This is a genomic window from Bacillus stratosphericus (assembly GCF_020524495.1).
Taxonomy (GTDB): domain Bacteria; phylum Bacillota; class Bacilli; order Bacillales; family Bacillaceae; genus Bacillus; species Bacillus stratosphericus_B.
In genome coordinates this window covers 28,357-47,973 of record NZ_JAIVLB010000014.1, presented here as the reverse complement: position 1 = coordinate 47,973, position 19,617 = coordinate 28,357, and the positions used below count along the sequence as shown (strand labels likewise).

Genomic DNA, 19,617 nt, shown 5'->3' with positions numbered 1-19,617 from the left:
CGAAATTCCTCATTGTTTAGTCCCGTATGTGCTGAGGCAACGAGTCGTGTATTCGTCTCATAAATAACTGTATCATAACCCATTATTGACAGGGACACAAAATCTATACAAACAAATTACACGCGGCGACGTTTTGGCGGACGGCATCCGTTATGAGGAACTGGAGTTACGTCTCTGATTGCAGTAACTTCAAGACCCGCAGCTTGAAGTGCACGAATTGCAGCTTCACGACCAGAACCAGGACCTTTAACAGTTACTTCAAGTGTTTTAAGACCATGTTCGATAGAACCTTTAGCAGCAGTTTCAGCAGCCATTTGTGCAGCGAAAGGAGTAGATTTACGAGAACCTCTGAATCCTAATGCACCAGCACTTGACCAAGAAATTGCGTTTCCATGAACATCAGTAATCGTTACAATCGTGTTGTTGAAAGTGGAACGGATATGAGCGATTCCAGCTTCAATATTCTTTTTCACGCGACGTTTACGCGTATTTGATTTACGAGCAGCAGCCATTCTTTAACTACCTCCTTTACTTATTTTTTCTTGTTAGCTACAGTACGACGCGGACCTTTACGAGTGCGTGCGTTGTTTTTTGTGTTTTGTCCACGAATAGGAAGTCCTCTACGATGACGGATTCCGCGGTAGCTTCCGATTTCAATTAGACGCTTAATATTAAGTGAAACTTCACGACGAAGGTCACCTTCTACTTTAAGTTTGTCAATGATATCACGGATTTTACCAAGTTCGTCTTCAGTTAGATCGCGAACGCGAGTGTCTTCAGAAACACCTGCTTCTTTAAGGACTTGTTGAGCAGTCGTACGACCAATTCCAAAAACATATGTTAAAGAAATGACAACACGCTTATCACGTGGAATATCTACACCAGCAATACGAGCCATGATTTGGGCACCTCCTTGTTATTAGCCTTGTTTTTGTTTATGTTTTGGGTTTTCACAGATCACCATTACTTTTCCTTTTCTGCGAATCACTTTACATTTTTCACAGATAGGTTTAACAGATGGTCTCACTTTCATGTGTTTCCAACCTCCTTCTTCCGGAGTTGCTTTATTTGTAACGGTACGTAATTCTACCACGAGTTAAGTCATATGGAGATAATTCTACCGTAACTTTGTCTCCAGGTAAAATGCGAATGAAGTGCATACGGATTTTTCCTGATACATGCGCTAAAACTGTATGACCATTCTCTAGTTCAACTTTGAACATTGCGTTTGGCAGAGTTTCAACTACAGTACCTTCCACTTCAATTACATCGTCTTTCGCCATTCAAGTGTTCTCCCTTCTTCAAATCAGTAACTTGCTCTCTGATAAATGTCCAAAAGAGATTATCTCAATTGTCCATCTATCACCCGACCTGTTTTGAATATACTGTTCTGAACTTCCGGAGATACGCAATCATAAAAGGTTAAATGATTGATATTTTTTTCTTAGGAGAATGAAATTTACGCTTTTCTCCGTCTGCGACTAGTACATGGCAGCCACCGAACATGCCGCTGAACAACTGTATACTGATCTTGTTCTTTCCTTGGACTATACAGACAACCTGCCCGATTTGGGCTTGAAAGGCTTTAGTGAAGACCTAAATCTTAGTCAGTATATCAAAACCTGTATCTGTAATCGCAATCGTATGCTCAAAGTGAGCACACTTTTTCCCATCAACCGTTACAACCGTCCAGTTATCAGCCAGTGTTTTCACATATCGGCTGCCTGCGTTCACCATCGGTTCGATGGCCAACACCATTCCAGGTTTTAGCCGTGGGCCTTTGTTAGGCGGACCATAATGAGGAATTTGAGGGTCCTCATGAAGATCCTGTCCGACACCATGTCCAACATATTCTCTAACAACTGAGAAATTCTCACCTTCAACATACGTTTGTATGGCATGGGAAATGTTTGACAGACGTTCGCCTGGCTTTGCTTCCTGTAAGCCTTTATATAGAGATTCCTCTGTGACTTCCAGTAGTTTGCGGTCCTCATCACTGATTACCCCAACTGAATAAGTCCAAGCAGAGTCACCATGATAGCCATTTAACTTTGCACCGATATCGATACTAATGATGTCTCCATCACGTAAAACCCGTTTACCAGGAATACCGTGAACGAGTTCTTCATTCACCGAAACGCAAATGCTCCCGCGAAAACCATTATACCCTTTAAAAGATGGGATTGCACCCTGCTTTGTCATAAAACATTCGGCAATTTGATCCAATTCTTTTGTCGAAATACCTGGTTTTATGTGTTTCTTGAGCTCTTCATGAGTCAGTGCGACAATGCGTCCAGCTTCTCTCATAATGTCAAGCTCGCGAGGAGTTTTACAGATAATCATTTATTTAATCCCCCAAGCAGATCCTTGATATCTGCGTATACATCGTTAATGTGCTTCGCACCATCAATGTTTGCAAGATATCCTTTTTCTGAATAGAAGTTCAGTAAAGGCTCAGTCTGCTTTAAGTTTACTTCAAGTCTCGTCGAAACGGTTTCTGCATTATCATCTGCACGTTGATAAATCTCGCCTCCACACTTGTCGCAAACATTTTCTTTCGCAGGTGGATTGAATACTAAATGATATGTCGCTCCGCAATTTTTGCAAATTCTTCGGCCAGTCAGACGCTCCATCAAGGCATCTTTATCGACTTTAATATTAATGACATAATCAATCGTTCTGCCAAGGTCCTTTAGAATGTCTTCTAAAGCTTCAGCCTGAGCGACTGTTCGCGGAAATCCGTCCAGAAGAAAACCTTGTTCACAATCATTCTTGCCAAGTCTTTCTCTAACAATACCGATTGTGACCTTATCAGGAACAAGCTCTCCCTTATCAATAAAGGATTTTGCTTCGAGCCCAAGTTGTGTCTCCTCTTTTATAGCAGCACGGAACATATCTCCTGTTGAGATATGAGGTATCCCATAATCATCAACAATTCGTTCTGCCTGAGTGCCTTTGCCAGCACCCGGAAGCCCCATTAAGACTAAGTTCATTTCGGATTTCCCCTTCCTTACTAGAGAGGTTGGGCAGGAGCCCAGCCCTCTGTTTTATTTCATAAATCCACGGTAGTTTCGTTTCACTAATTGGCTTTCAAGCTGTTTCATTGTTTCAAGTGCAACACCTACAACAATGAGAAGACTTGTGCCGCCAATTTGTGCAGCCGAAGGTAATCCAGCGAATTGAATGAAAAAGATAGGAAGTATTGAAATCACGGCTAAGAAAATGGCGCCCACAAAAGTGAGTCGGTACAAAATGCTCGTAATTCTATCTTGAGTCATTTTCCCTGGACGAACTCCCGGGATATAGCCACCCTGCTTTTGCAGATTTTCAGCCATTTGTTCAGGGTTTACTTGGACAAAGGCATAAAAATATGTGAAAGCAACAATCAGTGCTACATAAATCGTCATACCGATTGGCTTAGTATAGTCAAAGTTGTTAGTTATCCAAGTTGTCACATTATTTGTTCCGAAGAACGATGCGATCGTCTGAGGAGTAATAATGAAAGCAACGGCAAAGATGACTGGTATCACCCCTGCTGGATTCACTTTCAATGGAAGGTGCGTTGCTTGACTAGCAGACATTTGTGCACGACCAGTTCCTTTTGAATATTGAATCGCAATCTTTCTCACTGCCATTTGAATGTATATAACACCTATAACAATGACAAGAATGGCAATCACAATAAGGGCAATTTTAAGGATCTGCATGAACAACTGTCCATCTCCACCTACAAATTGCTGAGCGTACACTTGTTTTAATGTTTGAGGGACACCTGCGATGATACCGGCAAAGATAATAATCGAAATACCGTTACCAACACCGTGAGCAGTAATCTGCTCTCCCAGCCACATTAAAAATGCTGTTCCCGCAGTGAGTACGACCGCAATTAAGAGATACGTTGAAACACCTTGGTTTTCAATCAGCATGCCTCCTGCCATATTGTTGAATCCATACGACATTCCTAGCGCCTGGATAAATCCTAGAACAATTGTAAAATACCTTGTGAATTGTGCTAATTTTCGGCGGCCAACCTCTCCTTGCTTTGACCACTCAGTAAACTTCGGAACAACATCCATCTGCAAGAGCTGGATGATGATTGAAGCGGTGATATACGGCATAATCCCCATTGCAAGAATAGAGAATTGGAAAAGTGCCCCGCCCCCAAACGTGTTGAGAATTCCGAAAACACTCATTTGGTCCTGTGCCTGGAGAACTTCGGCGTTCACATTAGGCACAGGGATGAAAGCACCTATACGAAAGACGACTAACATTAAAAGTGTGAATATAATCTTATTCCGTATATCTTTCACGCGCATAAAATTGGAGATTGTCTTAAACAAGTTAGATCACCTCGGCTGTACCGCCAGCAGCTTCAATCGCTTCTTTCGCAGAAGCAGAGAATTTATTGGCTTTTACAGTTAATTTTTTTTCTAATTTACCGTTGCCAAGAATTTTTACTCCTGCTTTTAACTTGCTTATTGAACCAGTCTCTAGAAGAAGTTCAGGAGTGACTTCCGTTCCTTCGTCAAAACTGTTTAATCTGTCTAAGTTGATTACCGCATAATCTTTACGGTTGATGTTTGTAAAACCACGTTTTGGAAGGCGTTGGAATAAGGGCATTTGACCACCTTCAAATCCAGGACGTACACCGCCCCCAGAACGAGCGTTTTGACCTTTATGACCTTTACCAGAAGTTTTACCGTTACCTGATCCAATACCACGACCAACACGGTTACGTACTTTACGTGAACCTTCTGAAGGCTTCAATTCATGAAGTTTCATTTGGGCACCTCCTTATCAATTAAAAATGTTTTATTGTTCTTTTACAGAAACTAAATGAGACACCTTGTTAATCATGCCGCGGATCGCTGCATTGTCTTCATGTACGACTGTTTGGTTTGTTTTCTTAAGACCAAGAGTACGAACAGTGACACGCTGATCTTCTGGGCGACCGATTACACTGCGTTTGAGGGTAATTTCTAATTTATTTGCCATTATTGTTCCCTCCTTATCCTAACAGGTCTTCTACAGATTTTCCACGAAGCTTCGCTACATCTTCAGCACGTTTAAGTTCACTTAAACCTTGAAGTGTTGCGCGAATCATGTTGATCGGTGTATTAGAACCTAGAGATTTAGAAAGGATATCAGCTAGACCAGCAAGCTCAAGTACCGCACGCACTGGGCCTCCAGCGATAACTCCTGTACCTTCTGAAGCAGGCTTCAATAGAACGTTTCCTGCACCGAATCGACCGATGATTTCATGTGGAATTGTAGTTCCAACCATTGGTACTTCAATTAAATTCTTTTTCGCATCTTCAACAGCTTTGCGGATCGCTTCTGGTACTTCTTGTGCTTTACCAGTACCGAATCCTACATGACCATTTTTGTCACCGACAACAACTAAAGCTGCAAAACGGAAGCGACGTCCACCTTTAACAACTTTCGCTACGCGGTTAACCGTAACTAAGCGTTCTTCTAACTCTAATTTGCTTGGGTCAATACGACTCATTCGGATGTGTCCCTCCTTCTTTTATTAAAATTTAAGTCCAGCCTCACGAGCAGCTTCAGCTAGAGCTTTTACACGTCCATGATATAGGTATCCTCCGCGGTCAAATACCACGTTAGAAATGCCTTTTTCAACAGCACGTTTTGCAACAAGTTCGCCAACTTTCGTAGCAGCTGCAGTGTCAGAACTATTCTCGATCTTTAACTCTTTATCAAGAGTAGAAGCACTTACAAGTGTTACACCGTTAACATCATCAATTACTTGAGCGTAGATATTCTTGTTAGAACGGAAAACATTAAGGCGAGGTCTTTCAGCAGAACCTGAAAGTTTCGCACGAACACGAGCATGTCTTTTAAGACGAGTAGCGTTTTTGCTAGTTTTCGTAATCATCGGAGTCACTCCTTTCTTCACTTTAAGCGGTCTTACTTACCAGTTTTTCCTTCTTTACGGCGAACGAATTCACCTTCGTAACGAATTCCTTTACCTTTGTAAGGCTCTGGAGAACGGACAGCGCGGATGTTAGAAGCTAGAGCTCCTACACGCTCTTTATCGATACCTTTAACGATTACTTTCGTTTGAGATGGAACTTCGATTTCAACTCCAGCCTCAGGAACGATTTCAACTGGGTGAGAGTATCCAACGTTAAGAACAAGTTTGTTTCCAGATTTAGCTGCACGGTAACCGACACCGATAAGTTCTAAACCTCTTTCGAAACCTTTAGATACACCTTCAACCATGTTTGCAAGCAAGCTACGTGTTGTACCATGTAATGCACGGTGTTCTTTATGTTCAGACGGACGGCTTACAGTTAAGACGTTGTCCTCAATTTTAATTTCCATATCAGGGTGAAACGTACGAGTTAGTTCACCTTTTGGTCCCTTTACTGTCACTGTGTTATCGTTCTTTGTCACAGTTACACCTGAAGGGATCTCAAGTAGTTTTTTACCTACGCGAGACATACCAAGCACCTCCATTCATCTTAAACTTTTTTTACCATACGTAAGCAAGTACTTCTCCACCAGCTTGTTTAGCACGGGCTTCTTTGTCCGATAAAACACCTTGTGATGTAGAAATAATTGCGATTCCAAGTCCGTTAAGTACACGTGGTACTTCATTTGATTTCGCATATACGCGTAAACCAGGTTTACTGATTCTTTTAAGACCAGTGATCACACGCTCGTTGTTTTGGCCGTATTTAAGAAACAAACGGATAATTCCTTGTTTGCTGTCTTCGACGTATTCAACGTCACGGATAAAACCTTCACGCTTTAAGATTTCAGCAATTTCTCTTTTGATTTTTGAAGCCGGTACTTCTAGCTTCTCATGACGTACCATGTTCGCATTGCGAATACGAGTCAGTAAATCTGCAATCGGATCTGTCATAACCATTATTTAATAACCTCCTTCCCATTTATGGGGATTACCAGCTAGCTTTTTTAACGCCAGGAATTTGTCCTTTATATGCAAGTTCGCGGAAACAAATACGGCAAAGTTTAAACTTACGAATAACTGAATGTGGACGACCACAACGTTCGCAGCGCGTATACTCTTGAACTTTAAACTTTTGTTTGCGTTGTTGTTTCGCAATCATAGACTTTTTAGCCACGATTTCGCCTCCCTTTCATTGATTATTTCTGGAACGGCATACCTACTTGAGTTAATAACTCACGTGCTTCTTCGTCCGTATTGGCAGTAGTAACGATAACGATATCCATACCGCGGACCTTTGTTACTTTATCGTAATCAATTTCTGGGAAGATTAACTGTTCTTTAATACCAAGCGTGTAGTTTCCACGTCCGTCGAAAGATTTTTTAGAGATCCCACGGAAGTCACGTACACGTGGTAAAGATACAGAAATAAGTTTATCAAGAAAATCATACATGCGCTCTCCGCGAAGTGTTACTTTCGCACCGATTGGCATTCCTTCACGTAGACGGAATCCAGCAATAGATTTCTTCGCACGAGTAACGACAGGTTTTTGACCAGCGATAAACGTTAATTCTTCAACAGCAGTATCGATTGCTTTAGCGTTTTGAACTGCGTCACCAACACCCATGTTGATCACGATTTTTTCGATTTTTGGCACTTGCATTACTGAAGTGTATTCAAACTTAGAAACTAATGCAGGTGTAATTTCTTTTACATACTTTTCTTTAAGGCGGTTCATGAGAAAGACCTCCCTTCCTTATTTACTATTTATCTAGAACTTGCCCAGATTTTTTCGCTACACGGACTTTCTTTCCGTCCTCAACTTTATACCCAACACGTGTCACTTCACCCGTTTTAGGATCAAGCGGCATTACGTTTGATACGTGGATCGGCGCTTCTTGTTCAGAAATTCCGCCTTGAGGGTTAGCTTGGGTTGGTTTAGAGTGTTTTTTCACAAGGTTAATACCTTCTACTAAAACACGTTCCTTTTTAGGGAAAGCAGCAAGGATGACACCTTGTTTACCTTTATCTTTACCAGAGATAACCACTACTTTATCGCCCTTTTTAACATGCATTTAATCGCACCTCCTTGAGTCGCGGATTGTATTCATTAAAGTACTTCTGGTGCTAGAGAAACAATTTTCATATAGTTGTTTTCACGAAGTTCACGTGCTACTGGTCCGAAGATACGAGTTCCACGTGGGCTCTTGTCGTCACGGATGATGACACATGCATTTTCATCAAAACTGATGTAAGATCCATCGTTTCTGCGAGCTCCGCTCTTTGTACGAACGATAACTGCTTTCACAACTTCACCTTTTTTGACAACGCCTCCTGGTGTTGCTTGTTTAACCGTACAAACAATGACATCACCGATGTTAGCCGTTTTACGTCCAGAGCCACCAAGAACTTTAATCGTTAGTACTTCGCGTGCGCCAGAGTTGTCAGCTACTTTTAAACGAGTCTCCTGTTGAATCATTAATGTTACCTCCCTTCGGAAAAAGAAATCCGAACTTTATTAGATAATAACAGCTTCTTCGACAACTTCAACTAGACGAAAGCGTTTAGTCGCAGATAATGGACGAGTTTCCATGACCTTTACGATGTCTCCGATTTTTGCTTGGTTGTTTTCATCATGTGCTTTGAACTTTTTAGAGTATCTTACACGTTTGCCATAAAGTGAATGCTTTTTGTATGTTTCAACAACAACAGTGATGGTTTTATCCATTTTGTCAGAAACAACACGACCTTGATACACTTTACGTTGGTTACGTTCGCTCATGTTTGCGGGTCCTCCCCTCTAATTATTATTTATTAGCAGCGATTTCTCTTTGACGAATCACAGTTTTCATGCGTGCGATTGATTTACGCACTTCACGAATGCGAGCAGTATTTTCAAGCTGCCCAGTCGCTAATTGGAAACGAAGATTGAAAAGTTCTTCTTTAAGAGACTTTACTTTTTGTTCAATTTCAGCAGTGGTAAGGTCACGAATTTCATTAGCTTTCATTTGATTCACCACCAATTTCTTCACGTTTTACGAACTTCGTTTTAATTGGCAATTTGTGAGATGCAAGACGAAGAGCTTCACGAGCAACTTCTTCAGACACACCAGAAATTTCAAATAAAACTTTGCCCGGTTTTACTACAGCTACCCAACCTTCTGGAGCACCTTTACCGGAACCCATGCGGACCTCAAGAGGTTTAGCTGTGTATGGCTTAGAAGGGAAAATTTTAATCCAAACTTTACCGCCACGTTTCATATAACGAGTCATAGCAATACGAGCAGCTTCGATTTGACGGTTAGTGATCCAAGAAGCTTCAAGAGCTTGGATACCGAATTCACCGAAATGTACTTCAGTGCCGCCCTTTGCACGACCACGCATTTTTCCACGATGTTCTCTGCGATACTTCACGCGTTTTGGCAATAACATATTATTTTCCTCCTTCCGCAGTATTCTTCTTAGTTGGAAGGACTTCTCCACGATAGATCCATACTTTTACGCCAAGCTTACCATAAGTAGTGTCAGCTTCAGCAGTAGCATAGTCGATGTCAGCACGAAGTGTGTGCAACGGAACAGTACCTTCACTGTAATATTCAGAACGAGCAATATCTGCACCGCCAAGACGACCAGAAACCATTGTTTTGATTCCTTGTGCTCCAGCACGCATTGTGCGTTGGATTGTTTGTTTTTGTGCACGACGGAATGAAATACGATTTTCAAGTTGACGAGCGATGTTTTCAGCAACTAGCTGAGCATCAAGATCTGCTTTCTTGATTTCAAGAATGTTAATGTGTACACGTTTGCCAGTTAGGCTGTTAAGAGCTTTACGAAGTGCTTCAACTTCAGATCCGCCTTTACCAATTACCATACCTGGTTTAGCCGTGTGGATTGTGATATTTACGCGGTTTGCAGCACGTTCAATTTCTACTTTAGAAACAGACGCTTCAGACAAACGCTTGCTGATGAATTCACGGATTTTCAAGTCTTCATGTAAGAAGTTTGCGTAATCTTTTCCTGCGAACCATTTAGATTCCCAATCTCGAATGACGCCAATACGAAGACCTACTGGATTTACCTTTTGACCCACGGATTATCCCTCCTTCTTTTCTGATACAACGATTGTAATGTGGCTAGTACGTTTGTTAATTGCGCTCGCACGACCCATAGCACGTGGACGGAATCTCTTAAGTGTTGGACCTTCGTCAACGAATGCTTGAGTAATTACTAGGCTGTTAGCGTCCAACTCGTAGTTATGCTCAGCATTTGCGATAGCAGATTTTAATACTTTTTCAATAATTGGTGAAGCAGCCTTAGGTGTAAGGTTTAAGATAGAAACTGCTTCTCCTACTTGCTTACCTCGAATCAGGTCCATTACTAGACGTGCTTTGCGAGGAGCAATACGGACTGTTCTTGCGACAGCTTTAGCTTGCATTTAAAAGCCTCCTCTCATTAGCGTCTTGTTTTTTTATCGTCACTAGCATGACCTTTATAAGTACGGCTTGGTGCGAATTCGCCCAATTTGTGACCTACCATATCTTCAGAGATGAAAACAGGTACATGTTTGCGTCCGTCATAGACAGCGATTGTGTGACCGATGAATTGTGGGAAAATTGTAGAACGACGAGACCAAGTTTTTACTACTTGCTTTTTGTCAGTTTCATTCAATTTCTCGACTTTAGCCATCAAATGATCATCAACAAATGGTCCTTTTTTTAAGCTGCGAGCCATTGTGTAACCTCCCTTCGTGATTGAACTACGGTCCTAAATGAACCGTAGACAACCCCGTTACTTGTTTTTACGACGACGTACAATAAATTTATCAGACTTGTTGGTTTTCTTACGAGTCTTGAATCCAAGAGTCGGTTTACCCCATGGAGACATTGGTGATTTACGTCCGATTGGAGCGCGTCCTTCACCACCACCGTGTGGGTGATCGTTAGGGTTCATTACAGAACCACGAACTGTTGGGCGTACGCCTTTCCAGCGAGAACGTCCAGCTTTACCGATGTTAATTAATTCGTGTTGCTCGTTTCCAACTTGACCGATTGTCGCACGGCAAGCAGAAAGGATCATGCGAACTTCACCTGAGTTCAAACGTACAAGAACGTATTTACCTTCTTTACCAAGAACTTGAGCAGAAGTCCCAGCAGAACGAACTAATTGTCCACCTTTGCCTGGTTTTAATTCAATGTTATGCACAACTGTACCAACTGGGATGTTGATAAGTGGTAGAGCATTACCTGGTTTGATGTCTGCTTCTGGACCAGAAGTAACTTCAGTACCAACTTGAACTCCTTTTGGAGCAAGAATGTAACGTTTCTCACCATCTGCATAGTTTACAAGAGCGATGTTCGCTGAACGGTTTGGATCATACTCGATTGTAGCAACGCGTCCAGGTATACCGTCTTTATCACGCTTAAAGTCGATGATACGGTATTGACGTTTGTGACCGCCACCTTGATGACGAACTGTTAATCTACCTTGGTTGTTACGTCCGCCTTTTTTATGAAGCGGTGCAAGCAACGACTTTTCTGGTTTGTCAGTCGTGATTTCAGCAAAATCTGAAGTAGTCATGCCACGACGACCATTACTGGTTGGTTTATACTTTTTAATCGCCATTTTGAATTTCCCTCCTTCTTTTTAAGATTTATGCTTCAAAAATTTCGATTTCTTTGCTGTCAGCAGTTAATTTCACGATCGCTTTTCTGCGACGGCTAGTCATACCAGTATAGCGTCCAACGCGTTTAGATTTCCCTTTGTAGTTTTGAACGTTGACTTTCTCAACTTTCACTCCAAAGATTTCTTCAACAGCGTCTTTCACTTCTGTTTTGTTAGCTCTGACATCAACTTCGAACGTGTACTTCTTCTCTGTCATTAGATCAGCAGAACGTTCAGTAATGATAGGGCGCTTTAGAACATCACGAGGATCTTTCATTATGCAAGTCCCTCCTCTACTTTTTCAACCGCTGCTTTAGTGATCAGAAGTTTGTCGTGGTTGACAACGTCAAGAACGTTGATACCTTTAGCTTCAACAACTGTTACTCCAGGGATGTTACGAGCAGATAAAGCAACTGTTTCGTTTGCATCCGCAGTGACGATCAACGCTTTCTTCTCAACAGATAATCCTTTAAGGATGCCTGCGAATTCTTTCGTTTTCACTGCATCAAGAGTAAGATCTTCAAGAACGATGATGTTGTTGTCGACTACTTTAGAAGACAATACTGACTTGATAGCCAAGCGGCGAACTTTTTTAGGTAATTTATAAGAATAGCTGCGTGGTGTTGGACCGAATACGATACCGCCTCCGCGCCATTGTGGTGAACGGATAGAACCTTGACGAGCACGACCAGTACCCTTCTGTCTCCAAGGCTTACGACCTCCGCCACGTACTTCAGAACGAGTTTTTACTTTGTGAGTTCCTTGACGTAAGGAAGCTCTTTGCATAAGAATAGCATCGAATACTACGCTTTCGTTTGGCTCGATTCCAAACACAGAAGCGTTTAATTCGATTTCACCGTTAGTAGAACCGTTTTGGTTAAATAATGCTACTTTTGGCATGACTTGTTTCCTCCTTTCCTAAGAGAGTTATTTAGATTTAACTGCACTCTTTACAGTTACTAGAGATTTTTTAGCTCCTGGTACGTTACCTTTGATCAAAAGAAGATTGCGTTCAGCATCAACTTTTACGATCTCAAGGTTTTGGACAGTGATTTGCTCTCCACCCATACGACCTGGAAGAAGTTTACCTTTGAATACACGGTTTGGATCAACAGGTCCCATTGAACCAGGACGACGGTGGTAACGTGAACCGTGAGTCATTGGTCCGCGTGATTGTCCGTGGCGTTTGATAGCCCCTTGGAATCCTTTACCTTTTGATGTTCCTGTTACATCTACGATATCTCCATTTGCGAAAATATCAACTTTGACTTCCTGACCAACTTCATACGCATCTAGCTCCACACCGCGTAATTCTTTTACGAAGCGCTTAGGAGCAGTTTCCGCTTTAGCAACGTGGCCTTTCTCTGGTTTGTTAGAAAGCTTTTCACGTTTGTCGTCAAAACCGATTTGGATTGCTTCGTAGCCATCCGTGTCATCAGTTTTCTTTTGAAGAACAACGTTAGCAGCAGCCTCAACAACAGTTACAGGGATAAGATCACCGTTTTCTGCGAATACTTGCGTCATACCAATTTTTCTACCTAAGATTCCTTTGGTCATTTCGTCACACCTCCTATAATGTATGTTTTCTATTTGAATTAAAGTTTGATTTCGATATCTACACCAGATGGTAAATCTAAACGCATCAGTGCATCAACTGTTTGCGGAGTTGGATTCACGATGTCGATTAGACGCTTGTGAGTACGCATCTCGAATTGCTCACGAGAATCTTTGTACTTATGCACCGCACGAAGGATTGTGTAAACTGATTTTTCAGTTGGAAGCGGGATTGGACCAGATACACTAGCACCAGAACGCTTAGCCGTTTCAACAATCTTCTCAGCAGATTGATCAAGAATTCTATGATCATATGCTTTTAAACGAATACGAATTTTTTGTTTTGCCATTATTTTCCCTCCTTTTCGCCTACTTACGTTAGACAGTTCTCCGTGAGAAAAACCTGATCACCTCGCCATGGCAAAGCGGCCGGGTGTGTCAGCAACCTCTCACTTCATCGCAGTCAAAGACCAACATGCACTATTGTAACAAATTGGCCTGTGTGTTGCAATAATAAATCAGATAAATTTATGATTTGCACACTTTTTATATTATACAGGGGTTCAGCCTATAAATCAAGCTTTCCCTGAAGATGATGTATAGCAGTCTTTCTTACGATACGAATGAATTCATCTGGTTCTTCAAGATGTGGGGAATGTGCAGAATCTTTAAAGGTGAACCATTCTTTTATTGGTGTCGTTAATTGGTCAACATATGGTTTTGATACATCAGCTGGTGTAATCAAGTCATGTGCACCATTGATAAAGTAGCACGGTATTAATATAGTAGAAACTCGGTTTTGAATGCTCTCATTCATCAGCTCATCCCACAGCTTGCTTTGACTAAACTTCTGCCCTTTGAGAAATCTCCATTTATCTATAAGCTGATAATGCTTGCTATGGAGAAACGCTCCCATCATTTGAAAAATCGGCTTCCACCTAAGCGTGAATCCTGCTTTTGCGAACTCTTTATATAGAGAGAACAATGCATGAGCTGAGCTTCGTTTCCACGGAGGAGGCGTAAGTAATCGCAGACAACTAGTGAAGAGTCGATTGCGATGGTATTTTCTCTGAAGAAGCTCATAAGAGACAATATTTTCTTTTAATACATCTACTACCTGACTAATTCCATAATAAGCATGATATAGATATGGACGTCTATGTACTGCTTGTATAGCAATCAATGAACCCCATGAGTATCCTGCAATGTATAATTTCGATTGGCCAACGTGGGAAAGGAGTTTTTCTGTGAGCTCAATCGTATCCTCGACAAATTGCTGAATGGTCATCGATGAAGCAGGAATATTTTTTTGATATGAAAGCCCTGCGCCGCGCTGATCCCATTGGACGACTGTGAAGTCTTGATCAAGTTCCTCATGAAAGGAACCGATATAACTAATTTGAGCTGAGCCAGGTCCACCGTGTAAAAATAAAAGAACGGGCTTTGTCTCTTTTGAATGATCCTCTTTCATCATGGTCCATTGGTCTACCCCACCAATCACCCATTTTTTCAAATATGTCTTTGCCATTCCAGTGATCCTCTCGGTTCAATATAGATTCTATAGCTTATAGTAGCCGTTCTGATCTGAAAAAGCAAAAAAAGAGACCCTTTTGGCAAGGAGTCTCTTTTATATGTTGATTACTTAATGATAGTTGAAACGACGCCAGAACCTACAGTACGTCCACCCTCACGGATAGAGAAACGAGTTCCTTCTTCGATAGCGATAGTAGAGATAAGTTCAACTTCCATCTCAGTGTTATCGCCAGGCATTACCATTTCAGTACCTTCTGGAAGATGTACGATACCAGTTACGTCAGTTGTACGGAAGTAGAACTGAGGACGGTAGTTAGTGAAGAATGGAGTATGACGTCCACCCTCTTCTTTAGAAAGTACATAAACTTCAGCTTTGAAACGGCTATGTGGAGTGATTGTACCTGGTTTAGCAAGTACTTGACCACGTTGAATGTCTTCACGAGATACACCACGAAGTAGTGCACCGATGTTGTCACCAGCTTCAGCATAGTCAAGAAGCTTACGGAACATTTCAACACCTGTAACAGTTGTTTTACCGTTTTCTTCTTGAAGACCGATGATTTCGACTTCGTCACCGACTTTAACTTGTCCACGCTCAACACGGCCAGTAGCAACTGTTCCACGACCAGTGATTGAGAATACGTCCTCAACTGGCATCATGAAAGGCTTCTCAGTGTCACGCTCTGGAGTTGGGATGTACTCATCAACCGCATCCATAAGTTCAAAGATTTTAGCTTCGTAGTCAGCATCTCCTTCAAGAGCTTTAAGAGCAGAACCTTTGATAACTGGTACATCGTCACCAGGGAAGTCATAGTCAGAAAGAAGGTCACGAACTTCCATTTCAACAAGTTCAAGTAACTCTTCATCGTCAACCATGTCACATTTGTTAAGGAATACTACGATGTATGGTACACCTACGTTACGAGAAAGTAGGATGTGCTCACGTGTTTGTGGCATTGGACCGTCAGCAGCAGATACTACTAAGATCGCACCGTCCATTTGAGCAGCACCAGTAATCATGTTTTTAACGTAGTCAGCGTGTCCTGGGCAGTCTACGTGTGCATAGTGACGAGTTTCAGTTTCATACTCAACGTGTGCAGTTGAGATTGTGATTCCACGCTCGCGCTCTTCTGGAGCACCATCGATTTGGTCATAAGCCATAGCTGTACCTTTACCAGATTTCTTATGAAGAACTGTTGAGATAGCAGCAGTTAGAGTTGTTTTACCATGGTCAACGTGTCCAATTGTACCAATGTTAGCATGCGATTTGGAACGATCGAATTTTTCTTTAGCCATTCTAAAAATCCTCCTTAAAGGTTCATTGTATTTGGTATAGAATGATAGAAAGTGAAGAGTTACCTCCCACTTTCTGATCTTCAATAGTAGTTATACTTTAGTTTAAAGGCAAAATCAATTATTCACCTTTATTTTTTTTGATGATTTCTTCACTGATGCTCTTAGGCACTTCTTCGTAGTGATCCATGTGCATAGTGAAAGTACCTCGACCTTGTGTGTTAGAACGGAGTGCAGTTGCATATCCGAACATTTCAGAAAGTGGAACCATAGCACGAACAACTTGAGCGTTACCACGAGCTTCCATACCTTCTACACGTCCACGACGAGATGTGATATCACCCATGATGTCTCCCATGTATTCTTCTGGGATAACGACTTCTACTTTCATCATTGGCTCAAGTAGAACTGGGTTACATTTGCTGACAGCATTTTTCAATGCCATAGATGCAGCAATTTTGAACGCCATTTCGTTAGAATCAACATCGTGGTAAGATCCATCAAATAACTTAGCTTTGATGTCGATTAATGGGAATCCAGCTAATACACCATTTTCAAGTGAATCTTCAAGACCTGCTTGAATAGCTGGGATGTATTCACGAGGAACAACCCCACCGACGATTGCATTTTCAAATTCGAAGCCTGCGCCTTCTTCGTTTGGTTCGAATTCGATCCAAACGTGTCCGAACTGACCACGTCCACCAGACTGACGTACGAATTTACCTTCAACTTTCGCACCAGTACGGAACGTTTCACGGTACGCAACTTGAGGAGCTCCTACGTTAGCTTCAACCTTGAATTCACGCTTCATACGGTCAACAATGATATCAAGGTGAAGCTCACCCATACCAGAGATGATCGTTTGACCCGTTTCAGGGTTTGTTTGCGTACGGAAAGTTGGGTCCTCTTCAGCTAGTTTAGCTAAAGCGATACTCATTTTATCTTGGTCAGCCTTAGATTTAGGCTCGATTGCTACATCGATAACTGGCTCTGGGAATTCCATAGACTCAAGGATAACAAGATCTTTCTCGTCACAAAGAGTATCCCCAGTAGATGTATCTTTAAGACCTACAGCTGCTGCGATATCTCCTGCGTAAACAGTAGAGATTTCTTCACGGCTGTTAGCGTGCATTTGAAGGATACGTCCAACACGTTCACGCTTGTTCTTAGAAGAGTTCTTCACGTAAGAACCAGAATCAAGTGTTCCAGAGTATACGCGGAAAAAAGTTAGTTTCCCAACATAAGGGTCAGTCATAACTTTAAATGCAAGTGCAGAGAATGGCGCGTCGTCAGTAGATTCACGCACAACCTCTTCATTTGTATCTGGCAGGATACCTTTGATTGCAGCAACATCAGTTGGTGCAGGAAGGTAATCAAGCACAGCGTCAAGTACAAGCTGAACACCTTTGTTTTTGAAAGCAGATCCAACAAGAACTGGATAGAATTCAACATTCAACGTTCCTTTACGGATTGCAGCTTTCAATTCAGGAATTGTGATTTCTTCACCCTCAAGGTATTTTTCCATAAGCTCTTCATCAAGCTCAGCGACAGCTTCAATTAAGCTGCTACGAAGCTCTTCAGCTTTGTCCTTATACTCAGCAGGGATTTCTTTCGCATCAGAGCGAGTTCCAAGGTCATCTTCGTAGAAGTATGCTACATTTTCTACAAGGTCGATGATTCCTTCGAATTGATCTTCAGCACCGATCGGCAATTGAATTGCATGAGCGTTTGCTTGAAGACGATCTCTTAATGTGCTTACAGAGTAAAGGAAGTCCGCACCTGTTTTATCCATTTTGTTAACGAATACGATACGAGGTACTCCGTAAGTTGTTGCTTGGCGCCAAACCGTTTCAGTTTGTGGCTCTACACCTGATTGTGCATCAAGAACAGCAACCGCACCATCAAGTACACGTAAAGAACGTTCAACTTCAACTGTGAAGTCTACGTGTCCTGGTGTATCAATGATGTTTACACGGTAACCTTTCCATTGTGCTGTAGTTGCTGCAGAAGTGATTGTAATACCACGTTCTTGCTCCTGCTCCATCCAGTCCATTTGTGAAGCTCCTTCGTGAGTTTCACCAATTTTATGGATACGACCAGTGTAGTACAAGATACGCTCAGTCGTTGTCGTTTTACCGGCATCGATGTGAGCCATGATGCCAATATTACGAGTTTTGTCTAAGGAGAACTCTCTTGCCATTGGGTAATTTCTCCTTCCTTATTAGGGAATAGTTTTTTTAGTTTGGTATAAATCCTACCAACGGTAGTGAGCGAATGCTTTGTTCGCTTCTGCCATTTTGTGTGTATCTTCACGTTTCTTAACAGCAGCACCAGTGTTGTTAGCTGCGTCAAGGATTTCGTTAGCAAGACGCTCTTCCATCGTTTTTTCTCCACGAAGACGAGCATAGTTTACTAACCAGCGAAGACCTAAAGTCGTACGACGGTCTGGGCGAACTTCTACAGGAACTTGGTAGTTAGCTCCACCTACACGACGTGCTTTAACTTCAAGAACTGGCATGATGTTTTTCAAGGCTTGTTCGAAAACCTCCATTGCTTCATTACCAGTACGTTCTTTGATGATATCAAATGACTTGTAGAGGATTGTTTGAGCTTTTCCTCTTTTACCGTCGATCATCATTTTGTTGATCAAACGAGATACAAGTTTAGAATTGTATATTGGATCTGGCAAAACGTCTCTTTTTGCTACAGGACCTTTACGTGGCATCTGAATAGCCTCCCTTCTCTTTTAAAAGGATTTCTATCTGTCTTTCATCTCAGTTTCATTGTCAGTTTCTTAACTCCACTGATCTGAAATCAACTCCTAAAAACCCTTATGTTTGATTCTATTATTTGCTTTGTTTAGGGCGTTTTGTTCCGTATTTAGAACGTCCTTGCATACGACCATCAACTCCGGCAGTATCAAGCGCACCACGAACGATGTGGTAACGTACACCCGGTAAGTCTTTTACACGTCCGCCACGGATAAGTACTACACTGTGCTCTTGTAGGTTATGTCCGATACCAGGAATGTAAGCTGTTACTTCAATCAGGTTAGACAAGCGTACACGAGCATATTTACGTAGTGCTGAGTTTGGTTTTTTCGGTGTCATTGTACCGACACGAGTACAAACCCCGCGCTTCTGTGGAGATGTTACGTTAGTGTGCTCTTTTTTGAAACTGTTGTATCCTTTGTTAAGTGCAGGAGACTTTGAGTTTTCAACTTTACTCACGCGTCCTTTGCGTACTAGCTGATTAATTGTAGGCATGTTTTATTCCTCCCTTCATTGCTTTTTTATAACCCACATACCCAGGTGGTTCATCAAAAGGCAAAAAACAATGTTTTTGCATTTTAAGCACGCAAAAACAAAACAAGTACGTTATAACTTAATGGCAACAGATGCTGCCCCAACTTCAATTCCGCAGGCTTTGCCGAGCTTTTTCATGGAATCTACCACTAAAATGTCTACATCCTTCTCTTGTGCTAGTTTCATTACACTAGCTATTAAGGTAGGATCAGCATCTTTTGCTACGACGATTTCCTTTACTGAATCTCGTTTTAGAGCTTTTACTGTTTGCTTCGTACCAATAATAATGGATTGAGCCTGTGATACTTTATCATAAGACATCAAATATCCTCCAA

The 19,617-nt window shown here is 41.8% G+C and carries 34 protein-coding genes; all 34 read right to left on the bottom strand.

From position 1 onward, the window contains the following. Positions 1-116: 116 nt before the first annotated feature. Positions 117-512: a 30S ribosomal protein S11 gene (gene rpsK / locus LC033_RS07565; RefSeq protein WP_008356548.1), complete on the bottom strand. Its 396-nt coding sequence runs from the start codon at positions 510-512 to the stop codon at positions 117-119. Positions 513-532: 20 nt separating this feature from the next. Continuing rightward, the gene (gene rpsM / locus LC033_RS07560; RefSeq protein WP_226567669.1) at positions 533-898 is read right to left on the bottom strand and encodes a 30S ribosomal protein S13; all 366 of its coding nucleotides are present in this window, start codon (positions 896-898) and stop codon (positions 533-535) included. A 21-nt stretch (positions 899-919) separates the two neighbouring features. Next, positions 920-1,033, bottom strand: coding sequence for a 50S ribosomal protein L36 (rpmJ, locus tag LC033_RS07555; protein WP_003156543.1), 114 nt, complete (start codon positions 1,031-1,033; stop codon positions 920-922). 31 nt (positions 1,034-1,064) lie between these two features. Continuing rightward, on the bottom strand, positions 1,065-1,283 hold the full coding sequence (gene infA / locus LC033_RS07550) for a translation initiation factor IF-1 (protein ID WP_003178377.1): 219 nt from the start codon (positions 1,281-1,283) through the stop codon (positions 1,065-1,067). Positions 1,284-1,596: 313 nt separating this feature from the next. Beyond that, a complete protein-coding gene (map, locus tag LC033_RS07540) occupies positions 1,597-2,343 on the bottom strand; it encodes a type I methionyl aminopeptidase (RefSeq protein WP_226567668.1) in 747 nt (248 codons plus the stop codon). Continuing rightward, complete coding sequence (locus tag LC033_RS07535) at positions 2,340-2,993, bottom strand: adenylate kinase (protein WP_226567667.1); 654 nt, start codon at positions 2,991-2,993, stop codon at positions 2,340-2,342. Before LC033_RS07535 ends, map begins: the two co-directional genes overlap by 4 nt. 54 nt (positions 2,994-3,047) lie before the next feature. After that, complete coding sequence (secY, locus tag LC033_RS07530; RefSeq protein WP_226567666.1) at positions 3,048-4,340, bottom strand: preprotein translocase subunit SecY; 1,293 nt, start codon at positions 4,338-4,340, stop codon at positions 3,048-3,050. 1 nt (position 4,341) lies between these two features. Beyond that, entirely contained in the window at positions 4,342-4,782 is a 441-nt protein-coding gene (gene rplO / locus LC033_RS07525) for a 50S ribosomal protein L15 (RefSeq protein WP_226567665.1), read from the bottom strand. Positions 4,783-4,812: 30 nt separating this feature from the next. After that, positions 4,813-4,995, bottom strand: a complete 183-nt coding sequence (gene rpmD / locus LC033_RS07520) for a 50S ribosomal protein L30 (protein ID WP_003217067.1) — start codon at positions 4,993-4,995, stop codon at positions 4,813-4,815. A 13-nt stretch (positions 4,996-5,008) separates the two neighbouring features. Further along, positions 5,009-5,509 (bottom strand): 30S ribosomal protein S5, encoded by a 501-nt coding sequence (gene rpsE / locus LC033_RS07515; protein WP_007496332.1) that lies wholly within the window; start codon positions 5,507-5,509, stop codon positions 5,009-5,011. A gap of 24 nt (positions 5,510-5,533) precedes the next feature. Continuing rightward, complete coding sequence (gene rplR, locus LC033_RS07510; protein WP_226567664.1) at positions 5,534-5,896, bottom strand: 50S ribosomal protein L18; 363 nt, start codon at positions 5,894-5,896, stop codon at positions 5,534-5,536. A gap of 32 nt (positions 5,897-5,928) precedes the next feature. Then, entirely contained in the window at positions 5,929-6,465 is a 537-nt protein-coding gene (rplF, locus tag LC033_RS07505; RefSeq protein WP_226567662.1) for a 50S ribosomal protein L6, read from the bottom strand. Positions 6,466-6,496: 31 nt separating this feature from the next. Continuing rightward, entirely contained in the window at positions 6,497-6,895 is a 399-nt protein-coding gene (gene rpsH, locus LC033_RS07500) for a 30S ribosomal protein S8 (RefSeq protein ID WP_007496327.1), read from the bottom strand. A 31-nt stretch (positions 6,896-6,926) separates the two neighbouring features. Further along, the gene (gene rpsN, locus LC033_RS07495; RefSeq protein WP_008356542.1) at positions 6,927-7,112 is read right to left on the bottom strand and encodes a 30S ribosomal protein S14; all 186 of its coding nucleotides are present in this window, start codon (positions 7,110-7,112) and stop codon (positions 6,927-6,929) included. A 22-nt stretch (positions 7,113-7,134) separates the two neighbouring features. Beyond that, complete coding sequence (gene rplE / locus LC033_RS07490; RefSeq protein ID WP_024425600.1) at positions 7,135-7,674, bottom strand: 50S ribosomal protein L5; 540 nt, start codon at positions 7,672-7,674, stop codon at positions 7,135-7,137. A gap of 25 nt (positions 7,675-7,699) precedes the next feature. Further along, positions 7,700-8,011 carry a 50S ribosomal protein L24 gene (gene rplX, locus LC033_RS07485; protein ID WP_008356538.1) on the bottom strand — a complete coding sequence of 104 codons (312 nt, stop codon included), beginning with the start codon at positions 8,009-8,011 and terminating at the stop codon, positions 7,700-7,702. Between the two features lie 35 nt (positions 8,012-8,046). After that, complete coding sequence (gene rplN / locus LC033_RS07480; protein WP_003216882.1) at positions 8,047-8,415, bottom strand: 50S ribosomal protein L14; 369 nt, start codon at positions 8,413-8,415, stop codon at positions 8,047-8,049. Between the two features lie 39 nt (positions 8,416-8,454). Further along, positions 8,455-8,718, bottom strand: coding sequence for a 30S ribosomal protein S17 (gene rpsQ / locus LC033_RS07475; protein WP_003216906.1), 264 nt, complete (start codon positions 8,716-8,718; stop codon positions 8,455-8,457). 25 nt (positions 8,719-8,743) lie between these two features. After that, the gene (gene rpmC / locus LC033_RS07470; protein ID WP_003217155.1) at positions 8,744-8,944 is read right to left on the bottom strand and encodes a 50S ribosomal protein L29; all 201 of its coding nucleotides are present in this window, start codon (positions 8,942-8,944) and stop codon (positions 8,744-8,746) included. Next, on the bottom strand, positions 8,934-9,368 hold the full coding sequence (rplP, locus tag LC033_RS07465) for a 50S ribosomal protein L16 (protein ID WP_003225801.1): 435 nt from the start codon (positions 9,366-9,368) through the stop codon (positions 8,934-8,936). Before rplP ends, rpmC begins: the two co-directional genes overlap by 11 nt. A 1-nt stretch (position 9,369) precedes the next feature. Beyond that, positions 9,370-10,026, bottom strand: coding sequence for a 30S ribosomal protein S3 (rpsC, locus tag LC033_RS07460; protein ID WP_226567660.1), 657 nt, complete (start codon positions 10,024-10,026; stop codon positions 9,370-9,372). 3 nt (positions 10,027-10,029) lie between these two features. Next, positions 10,030-10,371, bottom strand: coding sequence for a 50S ribosomal protein L22 (rplV, locus tag LC033_RS07455; protein ID WP_007496316.1), 342 nt, complete (start codon positions 10,369-10,371; stop codon positions 10,030-10,032). A 17-nt stretch (positions 10,372-10,388) separates the two neighbouring features. Further along, positions 10,389-10,667: a 30S ribosomal protein S19 gene (gene rpsS, locus LC033_RS07450; RefSeq protein WP_003216920.1), complete on the bottom strand. Its 279-nt coding sequence runs from the start codon at positions 10,665-10,667 to the stop codon at positions 10,389-10,391. 57 nt (positions 10,668-10,724) lie between these two features. After that, entirely contained in the window at positions 10,725-11,558 is an 834-nt protein-coding gene (gene rplB, locus LC033_RS07445; protein ID WP_226567659.1) for a 50S ribosomal protein L2, read from the bottom strand. Between the two features lie 28 nt (positions 11,559-11,586). Then, positions 11,587-11,874 (bottom strand): 50S ribosomal protein L23, encoded by a 288-nt coding sequence (gene rplW, locus LC033_RS07440; protein ID WP_003217016.1) that lies wholly within the window; start codon positions 11,872-11,874, stop codon positions 11,587-11,589. Then, entirely contained in the window at positions 11,874-12,497 is a 624-nt protein-coding gene (gene rplD / locus LC033_RS07435; protein ID WP_226567658.1) for a 50S ribosomal protein L4, read from the bottom strand. Before rplD ends, rplW begins: the two co-directional genes overlap by 1 nt. A gap of 27 nt (positions 12,498-12,524) precedes the next feature. After that, complete coding sequence (gene rplC / locus LC033_RS07430) at positions 12,525-13,154, bottom strand: 50S ribosomal protein L3 (protein ID WP_226567657.1); 630 nt, start codon at positions 13,152-13,154, stop codon at positions 12,525-12,527. 38 nt (positions 13,155-13,192) lie between these two features. Beyond that, complete coding sequence (gene rpsJ / locus LC033_RS07425) at positions 13,193-13,501, bottom strand: 30S ribosomal protein S10 (protein ID WP_003156464.1); 309 nt, start codon at positions 13,499-13,501, stop codon at positions 13,193-13,195. A gap of 218 nt (positions 13,502-13,719) precedes the next feature. Then, positions 13,720-14,679 (bottom strand): alpha/beta fold hydrolase, encoded by a 960-nt coding sequence (locus LC033_RS07420; RefSeq protein ID WP_226567656.1) that lies wholly within the window; start codon positions 14,677-14,679, stop codon positions 13,720-13,722. 110 nt (positions 14,680-14,789) lie between these two features. Next, a complete protein-coding gene (gene tuf, locus LC033_RS07415) occupies positions 14,790-15,980 on the bottom strand; it encodes an elongation factor Tu (protein ID WP_007496302.1) in 1,191 nt (396 codons plus the stop codon). Between the two features lie 118 nt (positions 15,981-16,098). Further along, the gene (gene fusA / locus LC033_RS07410; protein WP_226567655.1) at positions 16,099-18,177 is read right to left on the bottom strand and encodes an elongation factor G; all 2,079 of its coding nucleotides are present in this window, start codon (positions 18,175-18,177) and stop codon (positions 16,099-16,101) included. A gap of 54 nt (positions 18,178-18,231) precedes the next feature. After that, the gene (rpsG, locus tag LC033_RS07405) at positions 18,232-18,702 is read right to left on the bottom strand and encodes a 30S ribosomal protein S7 (RefSeq protein ID WP_008356520.1); all 471 of its coding nucleotides are present in this window, start codon (positions 18,700-18,702) and stop codon (positions 18,232-18,234) included. A 121-nt stretch (positions 18,703-18,823) separates the two neighbouring features. After that, positions 18,824-19,243 carry a 30S ribosomal protein S12 gene (rpsL, locus tag LC033_RS07400; protein WP_008356518.1) on the bottom strand — a complete coding sequence of 140 codons (420 nt, stop codon included), beginning with the start codon at positions 19,241-19,243 and terminating at the stop codon, positions 18,824-18,826. Positions 19,244-19,354: 111 nt separating this feature from the next. Beyond that, positions 19,355-19,603: a 50S ribosomal protein L7ae-like protein gene (locus LC033_RS07395; protein ID WP_226567653.1), complete on the bottom strand. Its 249-nt coding sequence runs from the start codon at positions 19,601-19,603 to the stop codon at positions 19,355-19,357. Positions 19,604-19,617: the final 14 nt, after the last annotated feature.

What these genes read in the sequence shown, in the direction of transcription:
- rpsE (WP_007496332.1), bottom strand. Translation starts at nt 5,509, where the DNA reads ATGAGTCGTATTGACCCAAGCAAATTAGAGTTAGAAGAACGCTTAGTT.
- fusA (WP_226567655.1), bottom strand. Translation starts at nt 18,177, where the DNA reads ATGGCAAGAGAGTTCTCCTTAGACAAAACTCGTAATATTGGCATCATG.
- rplR (WP_226567664.1), bottom strand. Translation starts at nt 5,896, where the DNA reads ATGATTACGAAAACTAGCAAAAACGCTACTCGTCTTAAAAGACATGCT.
- rpsQ (WP_003216906.1), bottom strand. Translation starts at nt 8,718, where the DNA reads ATGAGCGAACGTAACCAACGTAAAGTGTATCAAGGTCGTGTTGTTTCT.
- rpmC (WP_003217155.1), bottom strand. Translation starts at nt 8,944, where the DNA reads ATGAAAGCTAATGAAATTCGTGACCTTACCACTGCTGAAATTGAACAA.
- infA (WP_003178377.1), bottom strand. Translation starts at nt 1,283, where the DNA reads ATGGCGAAAGACGATGTAATTGAAGTGGAAGGTACTGTAGTTGAAACT.
- rplN (WP_003216882.1), bottom strand. Translation starts at nt 8,415, where the DNA reads ATGATTCAACAGGAGACTCGTTTAAAAGTAGCTGACAACTCTGGCGCA.
- tuf (WP_007496302.1), bottom strand. Translation starts at nt 15,980, where the DNA reads ATGGCTAAAGAAAAATTCGATCGTTCCAAATCGCATGCTAACATTGGT.
- rplW (WP_003217016.1), bottom strand. Translation starts at nt 11,874, where the DNA reads ATGAAAGATCCTCGTGATGTTCTAAAGCGCCCTATCATTACTGAACGT.
- rpsL (WP_008356518.1), bottom strand. Translation starts at nt 19,243, where the DNA reads ATGCCTACAATTAATCAGCTAGTACGCAAAGGACGCGTGAGTAAAGTT.
- rplX (WP_008356538.1), bottom strand. Translation starts at nt 8,011, where the DNA reads ATGCATGTTAAAAAGGGCGATAAAGTAGTGGTTATCTCTGGTAAAGAT.
- rplV (WP_007496316.1), bottom strand. Translation starts at nt 10,371, where the DNA reads ATGCAAGCTAAAGCTGTCGCAAGAACAGTCCGTATTGCTCCTCGCAAA.
- rpsM (WP_226567669.1), bottom strand. Translation starts at nt 898, where the DNA reads ATGGCTCGTATTGCTGGTGTAGATATTCCACGTGATAAGCGTGTTGTC.
- rpsS (WP_003216920.1), bottom strand. Translation starts at nt 10,667, where the DNA reads ATGGCTCGCAGCTTAAAAAAAGGACCATTTGTTGATGATCATTTGATG.
- rpsH (WP_007496327.1), bottom strand. Translation starts at nt 6,895, where the DNA reads ATGGTTATGACAGATCCGATTGCAGATTTACTGACTCGTATTCGCAAT.
- LC033_RS07395 (WP_226567653.1), bottom strand. Translation starts at nt 19,603, where the DNA reads ATGTCTTATGATAAAGTATCACAGGCTCAATCCATTATTATTGGTACG.
- rplD (WP_226567658.1), bottom strand. Translation starts at nt 12,497, where the DNA reads ATGCCAAAAGTAGCATTATTTAACCAAAACGGTTCTACTAACGGTGAA.
- LC033_RS07535 (WP_226567667.1), bottom strand. Translation starts at nt 2,993, where the DNA reads ATGAACTTAGTCTTAATGGGGCTTCCGGGTGCTGGCAAAGGCACTCAG.
- rplO (WP_226567665.1), bottom strand. Translation starts at nt 4,782, where the DNA reads ATGAAACTTCATGAATTGAAGCCTTCAGAAGGTTCACGTAAAGTACGT.
- rpmJ (WP_003156543.1), bottom strand. Translation starts at nt 1,033, where the DNA reads ATGAAAGTGAGACCATCTGTTAAACCTATCTGTGAAAAATGTAAAGTG.
- LC033_RS07420 (WP_226567656.1), bottom strand. Translation starts at nt 14,679, where the DNA reads ATGGCAAAGACATATTTGAAAAAATGGGTGATTGGTGGGGTAGACCAA.
- rpsK (WP_008356548.1), bottom strand. Translation starts at nt 512, where the DNA reads ATGGCTGCTGCTCGTAAATCAAATACGCGTAAACGTCGCGTGAAAAAG.
- map (WP_226567668.1), bottom strand. Translation starts at nt 2,343, where the DNA reads ATGATTATCTGTAAAACTCCTCGCGAGCTTGACATTATGAGAGAAGCT.
- rpsG (WP_008356520.1), bottom strand. Translation starts at nt 18,702, where the DNA reads ATGCCACGTAAAGGTCCTGTAGCAAAAAGAGACGTTTTGCCAGATCCA.
- rplP (WP_003225801.1), bottom strand. Translation starts at nt 9,368, where the DNA reads ATGTTATTGCCAAAACGCGTGAAGTATCGCAGAGAACATCGTGGAAAA.
- rpsJ (WP_003156464.1), bottom strand. Translation starts at nt 13,501, where the DNA reads ATGGCAAAACAAAAAATTCGTATTCGTTTAAAAGCATATGATCATAGA.
- rplB (WP_226567659.1), bottom strand. Translation starts at nt 11,558, where the DNA reads ATGGCGATTAAAAAGTATAAACCAACCAGTAATGGTCGTCGTGGCATG.
- rplF (WP_226567662.1), bottom strand. Translation starts at nt 6,465, where the DNA reads ATGTCTCGCGTAGGTAAAAAACTACTTGAGATCCCTTCAGGTGTAACT.
- rplC (WP_226567657.1), bottom strand. Translation starts at nt 13,154, where the DNA reads ATGACCAAAGGAATCTTAGGTAGAAAAATTGGTATGACGCAAGTATTC.
- rplE (WP_024425600.1), bottom strand. Translation starts at nt 7,674, where the DNA reads ATGAACCGCCTTAAAGAAAAGTATGTAAAAGAAATTACACCTGCATTA.
- rpmD (WP_003217067.1), bottom strand. Translation starts at nt 4,995, where the DNA reads ATGGCAAATAAATTAGAAATTACCCTCAAACGCAGTGTAATCGGTCGC.